Source organism: Streptomyces sp. NPDC057694 (assembly GCF_042799415.1).
GTDB lineage: Bacteria > Actinomycetota > Actinomycetes > Streptomycetales > Streptomycetaceae > Streptomyces.
Window position 1 is genome coordinate 450,773 of sequence record NZ_JBHVIX010000003.1, and the last position, 19,065, is coordinate 469,837.

Genomic DNA, 19,065 nt, shown 5'->3' on the forward strand with positions numbered 1-19,065 from the left:
AACTCTGGTTACGAGGCAGATGAACTGTCGGGAATTCGGAAGATCCCGCGCAGTTCGGCGATGTTCGCCTGTGTCGTCTTCCACAGCGATTCCTGCGCGGCGCGCACGTCCGCCACGGCGGCGTCGGGGTCGTCGAGGACCGCGGCCGCCCGCTCCGCGAGCCGCGGCCCGAGGTCCCGGTCGTGCACCGACAGACCCCAGCCGGGGCGGTCGATGTCCGACAGGAAGTACGCGAGCTTCGGATGGGAGACGAGGCTGAGGATCGGGGTGCCGCAGCCGAACGGGATCATGCCCGCGTGCCCGCGCATCCCGATCACCAGGCGCGCCCGGCGGTACAGATCGCGGATCGCGTCGTTCGACAGCGCGTAGAGCCGCTCGACGGGCAGGCTCAGACCGTGCTCGCGGCGCAGGTCGTGCACGAACTTCTCGTCGGCCGGCATGTGGGCCGCGTACCGCACGTCGGCCCGCCCGCGCAGCTGCCGCAGCGCGCTCGCCATCTCGGCGAGGAAGTGGCCGTAGTCGTGGCCGAAGCGCAGCCCCGACCGGTCGTACGCGCAGTTGACGAGGACGGTGTCGGAGCGCGGCGCCCGCTCGGCGGGCGGCACGAGCAGGTCGCCCACCGTGGTCGGGCACGGCTGGTGGCGCACCCGGTCGCGCAGCTCCTCGGGGAGCAGCTCCCGCACCCGGTCGATCGAGCCGTGGTTGCGCAGCCCGAAGAACGCCGACCGCTCCACGAGCACCCGCAGGCTCTCGGCGAACCGGGTCCTGCGGTACTGCTGCCCGTCGAACACGTTGTAGCCGACCGCGAACACCGCGAGCGGCGCCGTGAGCCGGCCGAGGAGGGCGTCCGGCACGTTCCACTGCCAGTGGCTGGTGCTGTTGGGCGAGGTGTCCGGCAGGAAGAGCCCGCCGCCGCCCACGACGACCCCGCGCCGCGCGTTCAGCCGCTCCAGCGCCTCCTCGTCCACCAGCAGGTGCGCGTGCTGCTGGTGCCAGCGGCGCGGACCCGTGTCCGTACCGAAGCACTGACGCACGGCCTCGGGCAGCACCTTGTCGCCCGCGTTCTCGTCGCCCTCCGCGAACAGCGCGACGTGCGCGAGCTGTTCGGCGGCGGGTGCCGGGCCGGGCGCCGCGTCGGGTGCTTCGCGCGTACGTACGTACCAGGCGTGGCACCCGGCGTCGGTCGGGTCGGCGGTCAGGCCCTGGCGGGCGTAGTCGTGCGCGTCCGCCTCCCGGCCGCACAGCCAGGCCAGGCGGGCCAGCTGGGCGAAGGCGCGGGGCGCGGTGTCGGGGGAGGCGGCGGCCAGCAGCAGATGGGTCTCCGCCTCGGCGTAGCGGGACAGCGCCATCAGGCACAGCCCCAGCGTCTCGTGGCAGCGCGGCGCGTCCGCCCGGTCGTCGAGCACCGGGGCGAGGACCGCGACGGCCTCGTCGTAGCGGCCCTGCTGCCGGTACACGTCGGCGACCGTGCGGGCCAGATCGAGCGAGGGACGGCTCGCCAGCAGCGGCGGCGCGAGATGCGCGACCAGCTCGGGGTGCTTGCCGCCGGGCAGCGCGCGGTACGCGGCCCGGAACGCGTCGTCGTCCAGCTCGAAGCGGCGCCGCGCCTCGTCGGCCGGGCCGTAGCCGGGCGCGTCCGCCGGATGACTGAAGTGCAGCACCGCGACCTGCGGCGGCACCGGCAGATCGTCGTGCAGCCGACGGGTGAGGAAGTCGTAGCGGGCGTCGACCGGGACGAGGACGCCGTCCGGCAGCGCGTCCGCCGTGTCTTTCATGTCCGCCCGCTGGACGACCAGCAGCCCGTCCGGCAGCACCGAGCGCCGCTCGGCGTCCGACGCGTCGCACCACACCTGCGGCACGGCGGCCACCCCGCGCCGCAGCCGCAGCAGTTCACCGAGGTCACCGAGGACGACCATCGCCGGGTCGAGGGCGATCACGGTGTCGTGGTCCGGCAGCCGGAACACCTCCGCCCGCGAGTCCGCGCGGCGGGTGATCAGTCGCGGATGCAGCCGGCGCAGCGGCTCGAACTCGGTGTCGGGGAGCCCGGGATGGAGGACCACCACGTCCTCGCACACGGCCGGATTGGTGAGCACCAGGCTGCGCAGCAGCGTGGCCAAGGCGGGCAGTGTGCCGGTGTCGGCGTGGACGGCGAACGCGATCCGCCGCTTGCCGGTGACGGCGGAGCGGTCGTCGGCGCGGGAAAGGGTCATCGCAGGGCGGTCCTCATCGTGCTGTCGTCTCGTTGCGTCGAGTGGTCCGCGACCCACGCGGCCTCCGCCGGGCGCATCGCACCCGCGCCGGACGCCGGGAAGCCGATGAGGTCGAGGCGGGGGCTGACGTCCAGGAAGTCCAGCAGGCGCAGGACCGTGAAGGCGGTGCTCGCGTCCTCGCCCCACGCGGACTCGCCGAGCAGCGCGGGGTCGGTCAGCGGGCGGCGCAGCGACACATCGCCGATGTGCTCCTGCGCACCGGGCACGAGCCGCTGCCGGACGATCCGGCGCCAGCGCGGCGCCGCCTCGTCGAACACCAGCCGGATCCCGGTCGCCGCGGTCCACGGGGGGCCGTCCCACGGGGTGGCGCCGCGCGGGGTCAGGGCATGCAGATCGGTACGGGCGCCGGCGCGGAACGCGTCGCAGCGCACCACCACGTCGTAGCCGTCGAGCACGCCGCCGGGCACCTCGGCGCTGCTCGCGACCACGCACACGGTCCTGCCGGTGAGCAGCGCGCGCAGGCCCGCCACCCCCACCGGCGTGACGGCGTCGGGCAGCGCGGCGGGCACGGCGTCGCGCTCCACCAGCCGCCGGTAGGTGCCGTACAGCTCCGCGAGGCGGCGCACCGCGGGGTCGCCCGCGCCGTCCCGGGCCGTGCGCTGCCGGACCAGGGCGGCAAGTCGCGGGGTGAGTTCGGCGGGCGGCGCGGAGGAGTCCGCGGTGCCGTCGGACACGAGACCGGCCAACTCGTCCAGCGCCGCGCGCCGTTGACGCAGGGTGTCGATCCTGCGGACGGTTCCCGGGGCCCCCTCGCCGCCCGGGACCAGGGCGAGATAACGCTCGTACGACTCCAGCGCCTCGTCGTCGCGGCCGAGCCCGTCCAGGGCCGCGCCGTGCAGCCGCCAGGCCGCCCGGGAGCGCTGCCGCAGCCGGGTCGCGGTCCCGGCGACGCTCAGGGCCAGCTCCGCCGACGCGTCCCCGCCGGCCTCCAGGGCCCGTTCTCCGACGGTGAGCAGGGCGTCGAAGGGGTCGGCCGCGGGGCCGTCCAAGGAGGCCGTCAGGGTGCCGATCGCCTGGGTGAGGCGGGTCTGCCGGGGGATGAGCGGGCCCGGGGCCGCGAGGTAGGCGCCGCACCGGTGGACGCTGTCCGCGTACAGGGCCGACCTGGCGGCGTCGCGCTGCCGCGCCTTGAAGAGTCCCGCCAGGGGGTTCGTCATGCGCTCACCGTTCTTGTGTTCTCCCAGTCGTTCCCCCGGTCCGCGCCGAGCACGGCCGGAGGCCTGAATGTGCCGCACCGCACGGCGGCCCGGGCGGCTTTCCGGTGTCCGGCGAGTGAACTCTCCCCACGCTTGCGCTCCGCGCTCCTGGGTTGTCGTTCGTCCGCGGCCCGGTGGGGGCTGGTCGCGCAGTTCCCCGCGCCCCTTAACGGGTTGTCGGTCGGGTGCGGGCCGGTGGCCGCTTCTCGCGCAGTTCCCCGCGCCCCTGAGGCAGGCGCTTCGCGCCGCCTCCCCCCTCCCCTTGAGGCTGCGCTTCGCGCCGCCTCCACCCGGTGCAGGGGGCGCGCCTCTGATGAGATGGCGCACGAAGTGCGCATCTCAGGGGCGCGGGGAACTGCGCGAGAAGCGGCCACCGGCCGTCAGCCGACAACGAACCCAGGAGCGCGGGGAACCGCCGCCGTCGTCGCGGTCAGCGCTTCACCGACCGCCACGTCCTGCGCGCCCGCCGCGCAACCCGCCGCGCGGTGGAGTTGCGCGGCAGGAACGCCAGGCGTTGCGGAATGCCGCCGGGCAGCCCGAGCGACGTCAGGCGGCGCTTCTTGAAGTACCGCTGGACACGGCTGTCGAAGTGCTGGGACAGGAACCGTTCGGCCGCCGGTCGCAGCGCAGGCAGCACCTGCGGCTGCATCGCGAAGCTCACCGCTGTCACCAGACCTTCGAGCCGCTTGGGCGGCAGCGGATCGGCCGGCGTCTCCGCCTCCAGGTCCGGCAGCAGCGCGTCGGCGAGGACGACCGGCACCCGGTTGCTGTTCTGGAACGGCGCCAGGCGTTCGAGCAGCGTCCCGGTGCCGATGCGGGCGACGGGCAGCCCGTAGAACGCGGACGCGGTGAACAGAGCCGTCGAGAAGCAGCCGACGACCAGCGCGGGCCGGGCCTTGGCGAACAGCACCTCGGCGAGCACCGGCCGGTCGATCACGGTGAGTTCGACGCCGAGCCGCTCCGCCTCGGCCTCCAGGGCCAGTTCGTAGTCGGCCGGGGCCGTCGGGTGCGGCTTGAAGACGAGGGAGCGGTGACCGCGCGCGACGGCCCCGCGCATCATCCGCACATGCAGCTTCGTCTCCTCGGCGGGCGTGAGGATGTCCAGGGCCGACAGGTACTGGCCGAGCAGCAGCGCGGCCCCGTCGGGCACGGCCGGCACCTCGCCGCTCGCGCCGGTCAGGGAGCCCATCACCTTCAGGAAGTTCTCGGCGGGCACGATCTCCGGCCGCACGCCGAACTCGCTGAGCAGCACCGGTTCGAGCCCCGGCACCAGATCCAGGTGGAGCAGCCGCCGTACGCGCGTCCCCACCAGCGGGTCGATCTTGTTGCGGGTGGGGCCGTAGCTCATCAGCCCGTCCGCGTACGCGTGGATCGGCGCGCCCGTGAAGATCTGGGCGAACCCCAGCGCCGGGTTGACCTGGAGGGACTCCAGGACCAGTTCGAGCCGGTCGTCGCCGAGCCGCCACAGCATCCGCAGATAGCGCTCGAGGAGCGGGATGTCGTCCTGGCGCGGGCTCCAGGCCGCCGGGTGCAGCGGGCTGATGGCGTCGTTGAAGCAGAGCACGTCGTCGAAGTGCTTGCGCAGCGCGGCGAACCCGGGCATCTCGTGCACGCCCGGCGAGGTCTCGGGCACCGACGCGTTGTTGAACACCAGCAGGATGCGCCGGTCCGGTTCGTCGAAGCGGTCCGCCTCGATCGCCGCGGCGAGCGTGGCCGCGCCGTACAGCGTGGAGGCGCAGAAGATCTGGGTGGTACGGGGCATCAGGCGGCCGCCTTCGCTGAGGTGACCCGCCGCCGCAGTCTGCGCAGCCGCGCGGCGCGGTCCAGGTCCATGGTGTCGAGGACGTCGGCGAGGAGCGGCTGGGGCATCCGCTCCAGCGCCGCCGCGCTCAGCGCGCGCAGTCGCTTGGCGACGGCGGGCTCGAACTTCTCGATCTCCGCCAGATGGTGGGCGATGATCGCGCAGTACGTGCGGACGGCCTTGGGCAGCAGCTTGTCGGCGTCCCGGTCCTGCGCCGTCTCGGCGAGGACCTCGTCGAAGGCGCGGATGAAGTCGAGCTGGCGCACGTCGCCGATCTGCGTCAGCGACGTCGTCACCCCGCGCCGGTAGAAGACGCCGAGCAGGCTGACGGCGGCGAACGACTCGGCCTCCCGGTGCAGTTGCCAGATCCACGGACGGTCCTCGGCGGTGCGGAGCCCGTCCGTGAAGTGCAGCAGCCCGCGCTCCAGCAGCCGCCGGTGGTAGGCGCCGGCCCACGCGTACGCGTAGTCGACGGAGGTGGTGCGGTCGGCGGGCAGGATCGCCTCGCGCGGCACGAGGGCCTCGCCCCGCACCCCCACCGGCACCCGGGAGACCGAGCGGGCCCGCCCCTTGGTTTGCACATGGTCGGTGCGCACGAAGTCGACGCCCAACTCCTCGATGGCCCCGACGAGTTCGGCCAGGTACCCCGGAGCGAGCCAGTCGTCGCCGTCGAGGAACGTCAGGTACTCGCCTCTCGCGGCGTCCAGGCCCGTGTTGCGGGCGGTCGCCAGACCTCCGTTCTTCTCGTGTCTGACCAGGACGGCGCCGGGCAGCTCGCGTTCCGCACGCGCGAGTATCGCCGGGGTCTCGTCCGTGGAGCAGTCGTCGACGAGAATGAATTCGAAATCGTCGCGTGTGTTTGTGCGAAGACTCCTGAGGGTGTCGGGCGCGTATTGCTGCACGTTGTAGAACGGCACGATGACGGAGAGCTTGACCACCCGTCGGACGCTAAGGGACGGCCTGACATGCGGATTGGCCGACGGTTAGATGTCGGATGAACGACATGTGTCGGAATGGTGAACCGCCGCCGCCCCAGCCGAATTCCGGGGCTGATTCGCCATTCGGAGATCTGTTGTTAACCGTTTGTTGCGTTCAGGTTGGGCCGCGGCTCGGAATCCCTTTCTACGTTTCTCGACGTGCCAGTAAGCAGCAATACGAGGACCGAAAAGGCGCCCGAGGGAACGCTCAGGGCCGCCGTGCTCGCCGACTCCGACACCCGATGGAAGTGGGGCTCGCTCACCGCCGCCCGCCTGCTCGGCGACGACGCGCGGCTCGACGGATACCTGCTGCGCGGCCGCGCCACCCCGACGCCCCGCCAGCTCGACGAGGTCGGCGTCCGCGCCGACCGCATGAGCGAGGTCACCGCGGTCGAGTTCCTGCGGGAGATGGAACGCGCGCCCCAGGAGTACGACGTGGTCGTCCTCGCCCTCGTCGGCGGAGCCGTCCAGGCCGTACTGCACGGACTCGCCCACGCCTGGCGCGAGGTGCCCGACCGGCCGGTGGTCGTCACCGGCTACGTCGGCGTCGTCTACGAGAAGCTCGCCGACGGCCTGCTGCTGCGTCACGGCGCGGACGTCGTCCTCGCCAACTCGGCCTACGACGCGGAGCGCTTCCGCGCCGTGTACGAGGGAGTGGGCGCCGACGCCACCGCGGTGACCGAGTGCGCGCTGCCGTTCCTCGGCGGCACGCCCTACACGGCGGAGCACGACCCGTACACGGTCGTCTTCGCGGCGCAGCCGTCCGTGCCGGACACCCCGGCCGACCGGATGTACCTCCTCGAACGCCTGGTGCGGCACGCCAGGCAGCACCCCGACCGCGAGGTGCTGCTCAAGCTGCGCAGCAAGCCCGGCGAGCACACCACGCACATCGAGGAGATCCCCTACCAGAAGCTCGCGCAGCGCATCGAGACGCCCGCCAACTTCCGTCTCGTGTACGGGAACATGGGCGAGGTCCTGGACCGCACCGACCTGCTCGTCACGGTCAGCTCCACCGCCGCCCTCGAAGCCCTGCACCGGCGCATCCCGACCGCCCTCCTCACCGACCTCGGCGTCCGCGAGGCACTGGGCAACCACCACTTCACCGGCTCCGGCTGCCTCGTCTCCTGGGACCGGCTCGACGCGGGGCTGCGCCCCGAGCCCGACCCCGCCTGGGTAGCCCGGCAGGGCGTCGCCGCCGACGGTACGTACGGCCGCGCCTTCGACGGCGCGCGCGCCACGGTCGCCGCCCTGCTCGGCCGCGACCGCCCGGCCCTCGCGCCGTACTACTCGACCACCACCGCGCCCGGCTACTTGCCGCGCGTCCTGGCCCGCCACCACCTCGCGCCCGACGGCAGCCCGCTGCCCGGCGCCCCGGCGGCCGGCAAGGACCCGGGGGCCGTCCGGCAGATCGTCCGCCGGGCCGCCCGCGGCGCCTACCGGCACGGCGTGCAGCGCGTGGCCCCCGTCATCCGGCGGATGGGCGAGCTGTGACCCCCCACATCCCAGAACTTCCCGACCTCCCCGAACTCCCTGAAGGAGTAGCGCACATGACCGACCCGGAAGCGGTCCAGGCCGCCCCCGTCCGCCGCGTCCTCGCCGTGATCCCGGCGCGCGGCGGCTCCAAGGGCGTACCGGCCAAGAACCTCGCCCCGGTCGGCGGCGTACCCCTGGTCGCCCGCGCCGTGCGCGAGTGCCTGGCCACCCGGCACGTCACGGACGTCGTCGTCTCCACCGACGACGCGGCCATCGCGGCCGCCGCGCGGGAGGCGGGCGCCGAGGTCGTGACCCGGCCCACCGCCATCGCCGGCGACAAGGCGACCTCCGAGGCGGCCGTGCTGCACGCCATGGACGCCCACGAGGCGCTCCAGGGCGCGGCCGTGGACGTGGTGCTGCTCGTGCAGTGCACCAGCCCGTTCATCGTCCGCGAGGACATCGACGGGGTGGTCGCCGCCATCGTCGAGGACGGCGCCGACAGCGCCCTCACCGTCGCCCCCTTCCACGGCTTCGTGTGGCGCGACGCCGCCGATGAGCCACAGGCCGTCGCCGCCGAGCGGGCCGCCGCCGTGGGCGGCACCGGCACCCTCCTCACCGAGGCGCCCGCCACCGGCGGCGGTTACGGCGTCAACCACGACAAGTCCTTCCGGCCGCGCCGCCAGGACCGCCCCCAGGACCTCCTGGAGACCGGCGCCGTGTACGCGATGGAGGCCACCGGCTTCCGACGCCACGAGCACCGCTTCTTCGGCCGTACGGACCTGGTGCGCACCGACCCCGCGCGCGTCCTGGAGATCGACGACCCGCACGACCTGGCCCGCGCCCGCGCGCTGGCCCCCCTCTTCGACCAGCGCACCCTCCCCACCCGGGAGGACATCGACGCGGTCGTCCTCGACTTCGACGGCACCCAGACCGACGACAAGGTGCTGATCGACTCCGACGGACGGGAGTTCGTCACCGTGCACCGCGGTGACGGCCTCGGCATCGCGGCCCTCCGCAAGAGCGGCCTGACGATGCTGATCCTGTCCACGGAGGTGAACCCGGTGGTCGCCGCCCGGGCCCGGAAGCTCAAGATCCCGGTCCTGCACGGCATCGACCGCAAGGACCTCGCACTGAAGCAGTGGTGCGAGGAGCAGGGCATCGCGCCGGAGCGCGTGCTCTACGTCGGCAACGACGTCAACGACCTCCCGTGCTTCGCCGTCGCCGGCTGGCCCGTGGCGGTCGCGAGCGCCCACGACGTCGTACGCGGCGCCGCACGCGCGGTCACCACCTTCCCCGGTGGTGAGGGCGCGATCCGAGAGATCGCCAGCTGGATCCTCGGCCCCTCTCTCGACACCCTCGAAACCAAGTAAGGAACGCATCCCTCATGTCTGCTCTCCCCACCCTGAACTCCCGCCTGCGCACGTTCGGTTCGCGGACCGCGGGCCCCGGCCACCCCGTCTACATCACGGGTGAGATCGGCATCAACCACAACGGCAGCCTGGAGAACGCGTTCAAGCTGATCGACGTCGCCGCCGAGGCCGGCTGCGACGCCGTCAAGTTCCAGAAGCGCACCCCCGAGATCTGCACCCCGCGCGACCAGTGGGACATCGAGCGGGACACCCCCTGGGGCCGGATGACGTACATCGACTACCGCCACCGCGTCGAGTTCGGCGAGGACGAGTACCGCCAGATCGACGAGCACTGCAAGAAGCGCGGCATCGACTGGTTCGCCTCCCCGTGGGACACCGAGGCCGTCGCCTTCCTGGAGAAGTTCGACGTCCCCGCCCACAAGGTCGCCTCCGCGTCGCTCACCGACGACGAGCTGCTGCGCGCCCTGCGCGCCACCGGCCGCACCGTCATCCTCTCGACCGGCATGTCGACCCCGAAGCAGATCCGCCACGCGGTCGAGGTCCTCGGCTCGGACAACATCCTCATGTGCCACGCCACGTCGACGTACCCGTCGGTGGCCGAGGAGCTCAACCTCCGCGTCATCAACACCCTCCAGGCCGAGTACCCGAACGTCCCGATCGGCTACTCCGGTCACGAGACGGGCCTGCAGACGACGCTGGCGGCCGTCGCCCTCGGCGCCACCTTCGTCGAGCGCCACATCACCCTCGACCGCGCCATGTGGGGCTCCGACCAGGCCGCCTCGGTGGAGCCGCAGGGCCTCCAGCGCCTGGTCCGCGACATCCGCACCATCGAGGCCTCCCTCGGTGACGGCGTCAAGAAGGTCTACGAGTCCGAGCTCGGCCCGATGAAGAAGCTGCGCCGCGTCACGGGCGTCGTCGCCGAGTCGGAGATCGCCGTCGCCGCCGGCGAGCCCGTCGGCGTCTGATCCACGGGTTCATCAAGCCACGGTCGGTCCGGCGCGGTTGACGCGCCGGGCCGACCCGGCGTCCCTCGGGAGGGCCGCAGCATGTCCGGCAGAACGCTGTGCTTCGTCGAGAGCCCGGTACAGCTCCTCAACGTTCTCGAATGGGCCCACCTCGACGGCGGCCACGCCACCGTCGTCGTCCTCTCGCCCACCGATCCGATGACCCGCGGCCAGCTCCGCCGCGTCGCCGAACTCGCCCGCGAGGAAGGCCACACGGTGCGCTGGGAGGAGGCGCGCGGCGGCGCGTCCGCGCCCTTCCAGACCATCGGCGGCCTCGCCGGGCCGCTGCGCGCGGCGGACCGGATAGTGCTCGGCGACCCGTTCTCCCGCTACGTACAGCTGCTGCTCACCATCACCCGCGCCCGCGAACTGGTCGTGGTCGACGACGGCACCGCCACCATGGAGTTCGTCAGCCAGCTCGCGGGCGGCCGGCGCCTGGTGCGCTGGCACCGGCGCGGCGGCCGTCCCGGGCCGCGCGACCTCGTCTTCGGCCCGGTCGCCTCGGTGGCCCGCCGCCGGCTCACGCCGAGCGCCGGGGGCCGCAGGGCGGTCTCGCTGTTCACCTCGATGCCGGTGGAGGGGGTGCCGGAGGGGGTGACGGTGACCTCGAACCGGTACGCCTGGACGCGGGCCCGGTTCGGTCCTCCGCGCCTCACCCGCGGTGCGGACCTGGTCGGAACGTCCCTGGTGGAGACGGGAGTTGTCGACCTCGACCGCTATCTCGTAGCGGTCGCGGATCTGGCCGCCGCGCACGGCGCCACCCGCTACTTCGCGCACCGTCGCGAGAGCTCCGACAAACTCCACCGCCTCGCCACCGAGACCGGCCTGGAGGTCGTCCGTCCCGACCTCCCCCTCGAACTCATCGCCCGTCGCGGCCCCATCGGCCGTACGATCCTCAGCTTCCCCTCGACGGTCGTCCACACCCTGCCGATCGCCCTGGAGGGCACGGGTGTGAAGGTCGCCGTCTGCGAGATCGACCCGGCGTGGCTGACGGAGGGCGTCTCCGCCCATGCCCAGGGCTTCCTCGCCGGAATCGCAGACTCGGCCCGAGACGTCCGAACCGTGTAGCCCCGGCTGCGGGCCGGTGGGGGCTGGTCGCGCAGTTCCCCGCGCCCCTGGGTTGTCCGTTCGTCTGCGGCCCGGTGGGGCTTCTCGCGCAGTTCCCCGCGCCCCTGAGATGCGCACTTCGTGCGCCATCTCATCAGGGGCGCGCCCCCTGCCCATCGGAGGCGCGCGTAGCGCAGCCTCTGGGGGAGGCGGCGCGAAGCGCCTGCCTCAGGGGCGCGGGGAACTGCGCGAGAAGCGGCCACCGGCCCGCGCACGACCGACAACCCGATAAGGGGCGCGGGGAACTGCGCGACCGGCGCCCATCAGAGGCTCCGGGCCACGACGTCCCCGTAGCCGGTGGTCGCCCGGATGGTGAGCCCGGCAGCGGCACCGTCGGCGTTCCGCAGAGAGTTGCTCACACGCCCGTAGGAGGTCCCGGCGTCGAGCGTCGCGGAGACCCCGTGCGCGGCCCCGACGGTCACGTCACCGGCCTCGGTGCGCAGGCTGACCGTGCCACGGGTGGCCTCGCCGACACTCAGGTCACCCTTCATGGTGCTGATCTCGGCGTCCCCGGTGAGCCGCCCGACCGTGATGTCACCGGCCTTGAGTTCGAGCCGGACACGCGCGGCCTCGTCGAGCTTCACCGGACCCAGCGCACTCGCGAAGGTGACGTCCCCGAGCCGCCCGACCCCGCGCAGCTCGCCGGCGCCCGCCGTCGCCTCGACGTCCGAGCCGGCCGGCAGCTGCACGGTCACCTCGACGGTGCCGGACGGGCCGAAGAGCCGGTTCTCCGCGGCCGGGGCCGTGATCCGCAGCCGGCCGTCGGCGTAGCCGACCTCGATCTGCTCGGCCGCCTTCACGTCGCGGCCCTTGCCGGCGTCGGCGGGCCGCACCTCGACGACGGTGTCCGCCCGGTCGGCGGCGATGAACCGGATCCGGCCCGCGGGGATGTCGAGAACGGCGGAGATGGTGGCGGGGGTGGCGAACTTCTGCATCGCTGACTCCTTGAATCGCTGTTTCCGATGAGAGAAACGCTACGTTGCGTTCATGGGATCAGCAACGGCTTCGTTGCGTAATAGGTCAGTAATGCCAGCTCAAAGCCGCAATTTCGTTGCATCGGGCTCGCGGGTAACGCAACAAACACCACACCGAGCGTTGCAATAGATTGAGAGTGAACGCTATAGTCGCCACGGCAGACGGCGGTCAGGACCACGGACGAAGGAGACGGCGATGCCGGGAGGCAGGCTCACCCAGCAGGAACGGCAGCAGATCGCGCTGGGACTGGCCGACGGCCTCGCCTACGCCGAGATCGCCCGGCGCCTGGACCGCCCCACCTCGACCGTCACCCGCGAAGTGATGCGCAACGGCGGCCCGACCGCCTACCGCGCCGACCTCGCCCACCGCGCCACCGAGCAGCGCGCCCACCGGCGCAAGCCGGCCGCGCCCCGGGGCGCCCAGCCGTCCGCGCGGCCCGGCGGGCGCGACGACGAGGCGGTGCGCGAGTTCGAGGAGACCTTCACCACCGTCATGATGGCCTCGGGCATGCCCAAGATGATGGCCCGCGTGCTGTCCAGCATCTGCCTCAGCGACGAGGGCAGCCTCACCGCGGCCGAACTCGTCCAGCGGCTCCAGGTCAGCCCGGCGTCCGTCTCCAAGGCGATCGCCTTCATCGAGGGCCTCGGCATGGTGCGCCGGGAGCGCGACGAGCGCCGCCGCGAGCGTTACGTCGTCGACGACGACATCTGGTACCAGTCGATGGTCGCCAGCGCACAGGCCACCGCCCGGATCGTCGGCATCGCCCGCGAGGGGTCCGGCCTCCTCGGCCCGGCCACTCCGGTCGGCGTCCGCCTGGAGAACATCGCCCGCTTCCTCGACTTCGTCTCCGAGAACACCGCCCGCGCCGCGGAGCAGGCCCGCTCGATCCTCCACACGAAGCCGCCCGAGTCCGGTTCGCAAGACGCCGATGAGCCGACTCCCGGCGACTGACGGCCGAACGTCCTCCACAACCGGCCCGACCGCAGGTCGAAAGAGTCTGCATACCCCCTCTGCGCGATCGACATGCGCAGCTCCGCCAGATTTCTTACGTCAATCTGGCTGAACTTTTGTTGATCGCGCGTCAGTTGGCCCAGGCGTCGCCCTACCCTTCACAGGGTGAACCAGATGATGTCCCGAGAATCCGAGGCCGACCAGCCGGGTGAAGCCGCCGGGGAACCCGCCCCGGGCGCCGTGCTCCCCGGCACGCTGCCCGAAGCCCTGCGCGCCGAACTCATCGCCTTCCGGCGCGACTTGCACATGCACCCCGAGCTGGGCAATCAGGAGTTCCGCACCACCGCCGCGCTCAAGACCCGCCTGGAGAAGGCGGGGCTCGTACCGCGCGTGCTCGGCATGGGGACGGGGCTCATCTGTGACATCGGCACCGAGGAGGGCGAGCGGCGCGGCGGGCGCGGCATGTTCGCGCTGCGCGCCGACATCGACGCCCTGCCCATCCCGGACACCAAGGTCACCTGCGCCTACCGGTCCACCGTGCCCGACCGCGCCCACGCCTGCGGGCACGACGTGCACACCACGGTCGTGCTCGGCGCCGGACTGGTCCTCGCCGACCTGCACGACCGGGGCCTGCTGCCGCACCCCGTGCGGCTGATCTTCCAGCCCGCCGAGGAAGTGCTGCCCGGCGGCGCCCCCGACGCGATCGAGTGCGGGGTCCTGGACGGCGTACGGAAGATCGTCGGAGTGCACTGCGACCCCAAGGTCGACGCCGGGCGGATCGGCCTGCGGGCCGGGGCCATCACCTCGGCGTGCGACCGCCTGGAGGTCACGCTCGACGGGCCCGGCGGGCACACCGCGCGCCCGCACCTGACCACCGACCTCGTCGTCGCCGCCGCCAAGGTCGCCACCGAGGTGCCCGCCCTGGTCGGCCGCCGGGTCGACGCGCGCTCCGGGCTCTCCGTCACCTGGGGACGCCTGGAGACCGGCCACGCCTGCAATGTGATCCCGCAGCACGCCGAGCTGTCCGGCACCGTGCGCTGCCTGGACCTGGAGACCTGGCGGCAGGCGCCCGACCTGGTGCACGCGGCCATCCAGGAGATCGCCGACCTGTACCGCGCGAAGCCGGTCGTGAACTACGTGCGCGGAGTGCCGCCCGTCGTCAACGACCCGGCGGTGACCGAGCTGCTGCACGCCGCGATGACCGCCCGCCTCGGCGCCGACTCCGTCGAGGACACCCAGCAGAGCCTGGGCGGCGAGGACTTCTCCTGGTACCTGGAGCACGTCCCCGGCGCCATGGCCCGGCTCGGCGTGAAGACCCCGGGGGACCGGGTCAGCCGGGACCTGCACCAGGGCGACTTCGACGCCGACGAGTACGCGATCACCGTGGGCGTGGAGATGTTCACGGCCGCCGCGCTGCTGGACGCCGAGCTCGCCTGACCGTCTGCCGGGTGACGGTGCGTCGGCGCGTGCCGCTTGCGTCGTGGTCGCTCGCGCAGTTCCCCGCGCCCCTGAAGGCAGCGCTTCGCGCGCCTTCCCTGGGCGAGCGAAGCTCGCCTCAGGGGCGCGGGGAACTGCGCGAGAAGCGGCCACCGGCCCGCGGGCGAGAGGCAACCCCAGGGGCGCGGGGAACTGCGCGACCAGCCACGACGAAAGCCGCACCCGAACACCCTCCGAAATGCCCCCGTACGTCCCCGGCGTCACCCCCCGACACCCAGATGTAACCCACCCCCGCCACGATCCGATAACGGCGGAGCCCAACCGGGTTCCCCGCCCCTTCTACGCGCGTTACGCTCCGCCGAACTCAACGCCCTTCGCGGCGTGTTGACGAAGGAGCAGCCCATCATGCGTCGTACTCGTACGTCCCGGCTCACGCGGACCGCCGTGGTCGTCACCGGTCTCGCCCTCGCCGCCACCGCCTGCGGCGGCACCAGCGGGGACAAGGCGGCCTCCGAGGGGAAGAGCAAGAACCTCGGCATCGGCCTCGCCTATGACGTCGGCGGCAAGGGTGACCAGTCCTTCAACGACGCCGCGTACGCGGGCATGAAGAAGGCCTCCGACGAGTTCGGCTACAAGAGCACGGACCTGGAGCCGAACGACGGCGAGTCCGACGCCGACAAGATCGCCCGCCTGGAGTCGATGGCCAAGCAGGGCTACAACCCCGTCATCGGGGTCGGCTTCGCCTACGCGCCCGCCGTCAAGGCCGCCGCGGCGAAGTACCCCAAGGTCTCCTTCGGCATCGTCGACGACTCCACCATCAGCGCGAAGAACGTCGCGGACCTCGTCTTCAGCGAGGAGCAGGCGTCCTACCTGGCGGGCGTCGCCGCCGCCAAGGCCACCAAGTCGGACGTGGTCGGCTTCGTCGGCGGTGTGGACGTGCCGCTGATCCACAAGTTCGGCGCGGGCTTCGAGCAGGGCGTCAAGGACACCAACAGCAAGATCAAGGTGATCCCCCAGTACCTGACCGAGACCGCGGCGGAGGGCGGCTTCTCCAGCCCGGACAAGGGCAAGACCGCCGCCGAGGGTCAGATCGAGAAGGGCGCCGACGTGGTCTACCACGCGGCCGGCCTGTCCGGTCAGGGCGTCATCCAGGCCGCCGCCGAGCACAAGGTGTGGGCGATCGGCGTGGACTCCGACCAGTACGAGCAGGAAGCCCTGGCCAAGTACAAGGACTACATCCTCACCTCGGCCACCAAGGACGTCGGCGGCGCGGTCTACAAGCTCGCCAAGTCGGTGAAGGACGGCAAGCCGCTGTCCGGCGTCACCCGGTTCGACCTGAAGCAGGGCGGCGTCGGCATCACCGACACCAACCCCAAGTTCAAGTCCATCGCCGGTCTCGCGGACGCGGTCGCCAAGGCCAAGCAGGACATCGTCGACGGAAAGATCACCGTCGCGACGAAGTAGCGGCCCTCGGGTTCACGGGCGGGGCGCGGGCCGGTTCGACCGGTCGGCGCCCCGCTTTGCTGCGTCGCGGACGCATCGGATCCACCACGCGCCACCGTGCCCGACTTAAGGCTTTCAGTACAGCCCGATAACAGTGGGGAGAAGGGGGTTTTATGTTCTGTCTACGCGCGTTAATCTGCGGCGAAGTCAGCGCCGTCCGGAACGCCGTCGGTGCAGGTACGAAGGAGCTCACCCCATGCGCCGCGTTTCCCGAATAGCTCTCGCAGGCACCGCGACCATCGCCCTCGCCGGGTCGCTCGCCGCTTGCGGCGGCACGTCCTCCGACGCCTCGAAGCAGAGCGACGGCGGCAAGTCCAAGGGTCTCGCCATCTCCTACGACGTCGGCGGCAAGGGTGACCAGTCCTTCAACGACGCCGCGTACGAGGGCCTGAAGCAGTCCGAGAAGGCCTTCGGCTACAAGGGTACCGACGTCGAGCCGAGCGACGGCGAGTCCGACGCCGACAAGACCGCGCGCCTGGTCGCCCTCGCCAAGCAGGGCTACAACCCCATCGTCGGCATCGGCTACGCCTACGCGCCGGCCGTCAAGGAAGCCGCGAAGAAGTACCCGAACGTCACCTTCGGCATCGTCGACGACTCGACGGTCCAGGAGAAGAACGTCGCGGACCTCGTCTTCAGCGAGCAGGAGGCCTCCTACCTGGCGGGCGTCACCGCCGCCAAGGCCACCAAGTCGAACGTCGTGGGCTTCGTCGGCGGTGTGGACGTGCCGCTCATCCACAAGTTCGAGGCCGGCTTCGAGCAGGGCGTCAAGGACACCAACAAGAAGGCCAAGGTCGTCTCGCAGTTCCTGACCGAGACCGCGGCCGACGGCGGCTTCTCCAGCCCCGACAAGGGCAAGACCGCCGCCGAGGGCCAGATCGACAAGGGCGCCGACGTGGTCTACCACGCGGCCGGCCTGTCCGGTCAGGGCGTCATCCAGGCCGCCGCCGAGCACAAGGTGTGGGCGATCGGTGTCGACTCCGACCAGTACAAGCAGGAAGCCCTCGCCAAGTACAAGAAGTACATCCTGACCTCGGCGACGAAGGACGTCGCCAAGGCCGTGTACAACCTGGCGAAGTCGGTCCAGGATGGCAAGCCCGAGACCGGTGTCATCACCGGTGACCTCAAGTCCGGCGAGGTCGCCCTGGCCGGCTCGAACCCGGAGTTCGCGGGCAACGCGGACCTGCAGAAGGCTCTCAAGACTGCCCAGGAGAAGATCGTCAGCGGCGAGATCAAGGTCAACAGCAAGTAGCCGTAACCAGCGGGACACATCCGGGGAACGGGGTGCGGGGAGGCTGAGAACGGCGCCTTCCCTCACCCCGTTTGTCCGGATTGTGCCCAACTCGCAGTGCCGTAGGGGCTCTACGCGCGTAGCAACAGGCGTCGGCAGCCCCCTGTCCATTCCACAGGAGTGTGCGCCATCAACGCGTCCAGCAGCCCGCCGGCCGTCGAACTGACCGGCATCACCAAACGCTTCCCCGGCGTCGTCGCCAACCACGACATCCACCTCACCGTCCACAAGGGCACCGTGCACGCCCTGGTCGGGGAGAACGGTGCGGGCAAGTCGACGCTGATGAAGATCCTCTACGGCATGCAGAAGCCGGACGAGGGCACCATCGCCATCGACGGCCAGACCGTCTCGTACGCCTCGCCCGCCGACGCCATCGCGCGCGGCATCGGCATGGTGCACCAGCACTTCATGCTCGCCGACAACCTCACGGTCCTGGAGAACGTGGCGCTCGGCAGCGAGAAGCTGTACGGGATCGGGGCGAAGGCCCGGAAGAAGATCCTGGAGATATCCGAGCGCTACGGCCTCGGCGTGCGCCCGGACGTCCTCGTCGAGGACCTCGGCGTCGCCGACCGCCAGCGCGTGGAGATCCTCAAGGTCCTCTACCGCGGCGCCACCACGCTGATCCTGGACGAGCCGACCGCCGTGCTCGTGCCGCAGGAGGTCGACGCGCTCTTCGACAACCTGCGCGAGCTCAAGGCCGAGGGCCTGTCCGTCATCTTCATCTCGCACAAGCTCGGCGAAGTGCTCTCCGTGGCCGACGAGATCACCGTCATCCGGCGCGGCACCACGGTCGGCACCGCCGTCCCCGCCGAGACCACCCCGCGCCAGCTCGCCGAGCTGATGGTCGGCTCCGAACTGCCGACCCCGGAGACCTCCGAGTCCACGGTCACCGACCGCCCGGTGCTCACCGTCAAGGACCTGCGCCTGGACGCCGAGGGCGGCCGTCCGCTGCTCGACGACATCTCCTTCACCATCCACGCCGGTGAGGTCCTCGGCCTCGCGGGCGTCGAGGGCAACGGCCAGACCGAGCTGATCGACGCGATCATCGGCCTCAAGCACGCCGACTCCGGCACCATCGCGCTGGAGACCGACGAGATCACCGCGTGGTCCACCCGCAAGCGCCGCGAGGGGGGCGTCGGGTACATCCCCGAGGACCGCCACCGCCACGGACTCCTCCTGGAGTCCCCGCTGTGGGAGAACCGGATCCTCGGCCACGTCACCGAGAAGCCCAACGCGCGCGGCGTGCTGCTCGACATCAAGGCCGCCCAGGCCGACACCCGGCGCATCGTCGAGGAGTACGACGTGCGCACCCCCGGCATCGACGTCACCGCCGCCTCGCTGTCCGGCGGCAACCAGCAGAAGCTGATCGTCGGCCGCGAGATGAGCCACAACCCGCGCTTCCTCATCGCCGCCCACCCCACGCGCGGCGTGGACGTCGGCGCGCAGGCCCAGATCTGGGACCAGATCCGCGAGGCCCGCCGCGAAGGACTCGCGGTGCTGCTGATCTCCGCCGACCTCGACGAGCTGATCGGCCTCTCCGACACCCTCCGCGTGATCTACCGCGGCAGGCTCGTCGCCGACGCCGACCCGGCCACCATCACGCCGGAGGAGCTGGGTTCGGCGATGACCGGCGCGGCCTCCGGCCACCTGGAACACGTAAGCGAAGACGCCGAAGCCCCGGCGACCCGTCAGCCGGAGGACCAGTCCTGATGG

At 71.8% G+C, this 19,065-nt stretch carries 14 protein-coding genes; 9 read left to right on the forward strand and 5 right to left on the reverse strand.

Features of this window, described 5'->3' with window-relative positions; all coding sequences use genetic code 11:
* Positions 1–8: 8 nt before the first annotated feature.
* The 4 genes from ACFVDP_RS11925 to ACFVDP_RS11940 form a co-directional block, all read right to left on the reverse strand.
* Positions 9–2,210, reverse strand: a complete 2,202-nt coding sequence (locus ACFVDP_RS11925) for a polysaccharide pyruvyl transferase family protein (protein ID WP_383487145.1) — start codon at positions 2,208–2,210, stop codon at positions 9–11.
* Entirely contained in the window at positions 2,207–3,427 is a 1,221-nt protein-coding gene (locus ACFVDP_RS11930) for a hypothetical protein (RefSeq protein WP_383487149.1), read from the reverse strand. The genes ACFVDP_RS11925 and ACFVDP_RS11930 overlap by 4 nt, the downstream gene beginning before the upstream one ends.
* 469 nt (positions 3,428–3,896) lie before the next feature.
* Entirely contained in the window at positions 3,897–5,228 is a 1,332-nt protein-coding gene (locus ACFVDP_RS11935; protein ID WP_383487151.1) for an alpha-2,8-polysialyltransferase family protein, read from the reverse strand.
* A complete protein-coding gene (locus ACFVDP_RS11940; RefSeq protein WP_383487153.1) occupies positions 5,228–6,205 on the reverse strand; it encodes a glycosyltransferase family 2 protein in 978 nt (325 codons plus the stop codon). The genes ACFVDP_RS11935 and ACFVDP_RS11940 overlap by 1 nt, the downstream gene beginning before the upstream one ends.
* A gap of 198 nt (positions 6,206–6,403) precedes the next feature.
* Between ACFVDP_RS11940 and ACFVDP_RS11945 the strand changes: the two genes are divergently transcribed.
* The 4 genes from ACFVDP_RS11945 to ACFVDP_RS11960 all read left to right on the forward strand — a co-directional run bounded on the left by ACFVDP_RS11945 (position 6,404) and on the right by ACFVDP_RS11960 (position 11,159).
* The gene (locus ACFVDP_RS11945; protein ID WP_383487156.1) at positions 6,404–7,735 is read left to right on the forward strand and encodes a DUF6716 putative glycosyltransferase; all 1,332 of its coding nucleotides are present in this window, start codon (positions 6,404–6,406) and stop codon (positions 7,733–7,735) included.
* A gap of 56 nt (positions 7,736–7,791) precedes the next feature.
* Positions 7,792–9,087 (forward strand): cytidylyltransferase domain-containing protein, encoded by a 1,296-nt coding sequence (locus ACFVDP_RS11950; RefSeq protein WP_383487159.1) that lies wholly within the window; start codon positions 7,792–7,794, stop codon positions 9,085–9,087.
* Positions 9,088–9,101: 14 nt separating this feature from the next.
* Complete coding sequence (locus ACFVDP_RS11955) at positions 9,102–10,052, forward strand: N-acetylneuraminate synthase family protein (protein ID WP_383487162.1); 951 nt, start codon at positions 9,102–9,104, stop codon at positions 10,050–10,052.
* Between the two features lie 81 nt (positions 10,053–10,133).
* Entirely contained in the window at positions 10,134–11,159 is a 1,026-nt protein-coding gene (locus ACFVDP_RS11960; RefSeq protein ID WP_383487165.1) for a hypothetical protein, read from the forward strand.
* A 302-nt stretch (positions 11,160–11,461) separates the two neighbouring features.
* Here ACFVDP_RS11960 and ACFVDP_RS11965 read toward each other — a convergent pair whose 3' ends face one another.
* The gene (locus tag ACFVDP_RS11965) at positions 11,462–12,133 is read right to left on the reverse strand and encodes a DUF4097 family beta strand repeat-containing protein (RefSeq protein ID WP_383487167.1); all 672 of its coding nucleotides are present in this window, start codon (positions 12,131–12,133) and stop codon (positions 11,462–11,464) included.
* A 235-nt stretch (positions 12,134–12,368) separates the two neighbouring features.
* Between ACFVDP_RS11965 and ACFVDP_RS11970 the strand changes: the two genes are divergently transcribed.
* The 5 genes from ACFVDP_RS11970 (at position 12,369) to ACFVDP_RS11990 (ending at position 19,062) form a co-directional block, all read left to right on the forward strand.
* Entirely contained in the window at positions 12,369–13,124 is a 756-nt protein-coding gene (locus ACFVDP_RS11970; protein WP_383487170.1) for a helix-turn-helix domain-containing protein, read from the forward strand.
* Between the two features lie 174 nt (positions 13,125–13,298).
* On the forward strand, positions 13,299–14,561 hold the full coding sequence (locus ACFVDP_RS11975) for an amidohydrolase (protein ID WP_383487365.1): 1,263 nt from the start codon (positions 13,299–13,301) through the stop codon (positions 14,559–14,561).
* A 405-nt stretch (positions 14,562–14,966) separates the two neighbouring features.
* Positions 14,967–16,025 carry a BMP family protein gene (locus ACFVDP_RS11980; RefSeq protein ID WP_383487173.1) on the forward strand — a complete coding sequence of 353 codons (1,059 nt, stop codon included), beginning with the start codon at positions 14,967–14,969 and terminating at the stop codon, positions 16,023–16,025.
* Positions 16,026–16,260: 235 nt separating this feature from the next.
* Positions 16,261–17,313, forward strand: a complete 1,053-nt coding sequence (locus ACFVDP_RS11985) for a BMP family protein (protein ID WP_383487176.1) — start codon at positions 16,261–16,263, stop codon at positions 17,311–17,313.
* 159 nt (positions 17,314–17,472) lie between these two features.
* Complete coding sequence (locus tag ACFVDP_RS11990) at positions 17,473–19,062, forward strand: ABC transporter ATP-binding protein (protein WP_383487179.1); 1,590 nt, start codon at positions 17,473–17,475, stop codon at positions 19,060–19,062.
* The last annotated feature ends 3 nt before the right edge of the window (positions 19,063–19,065 follow it).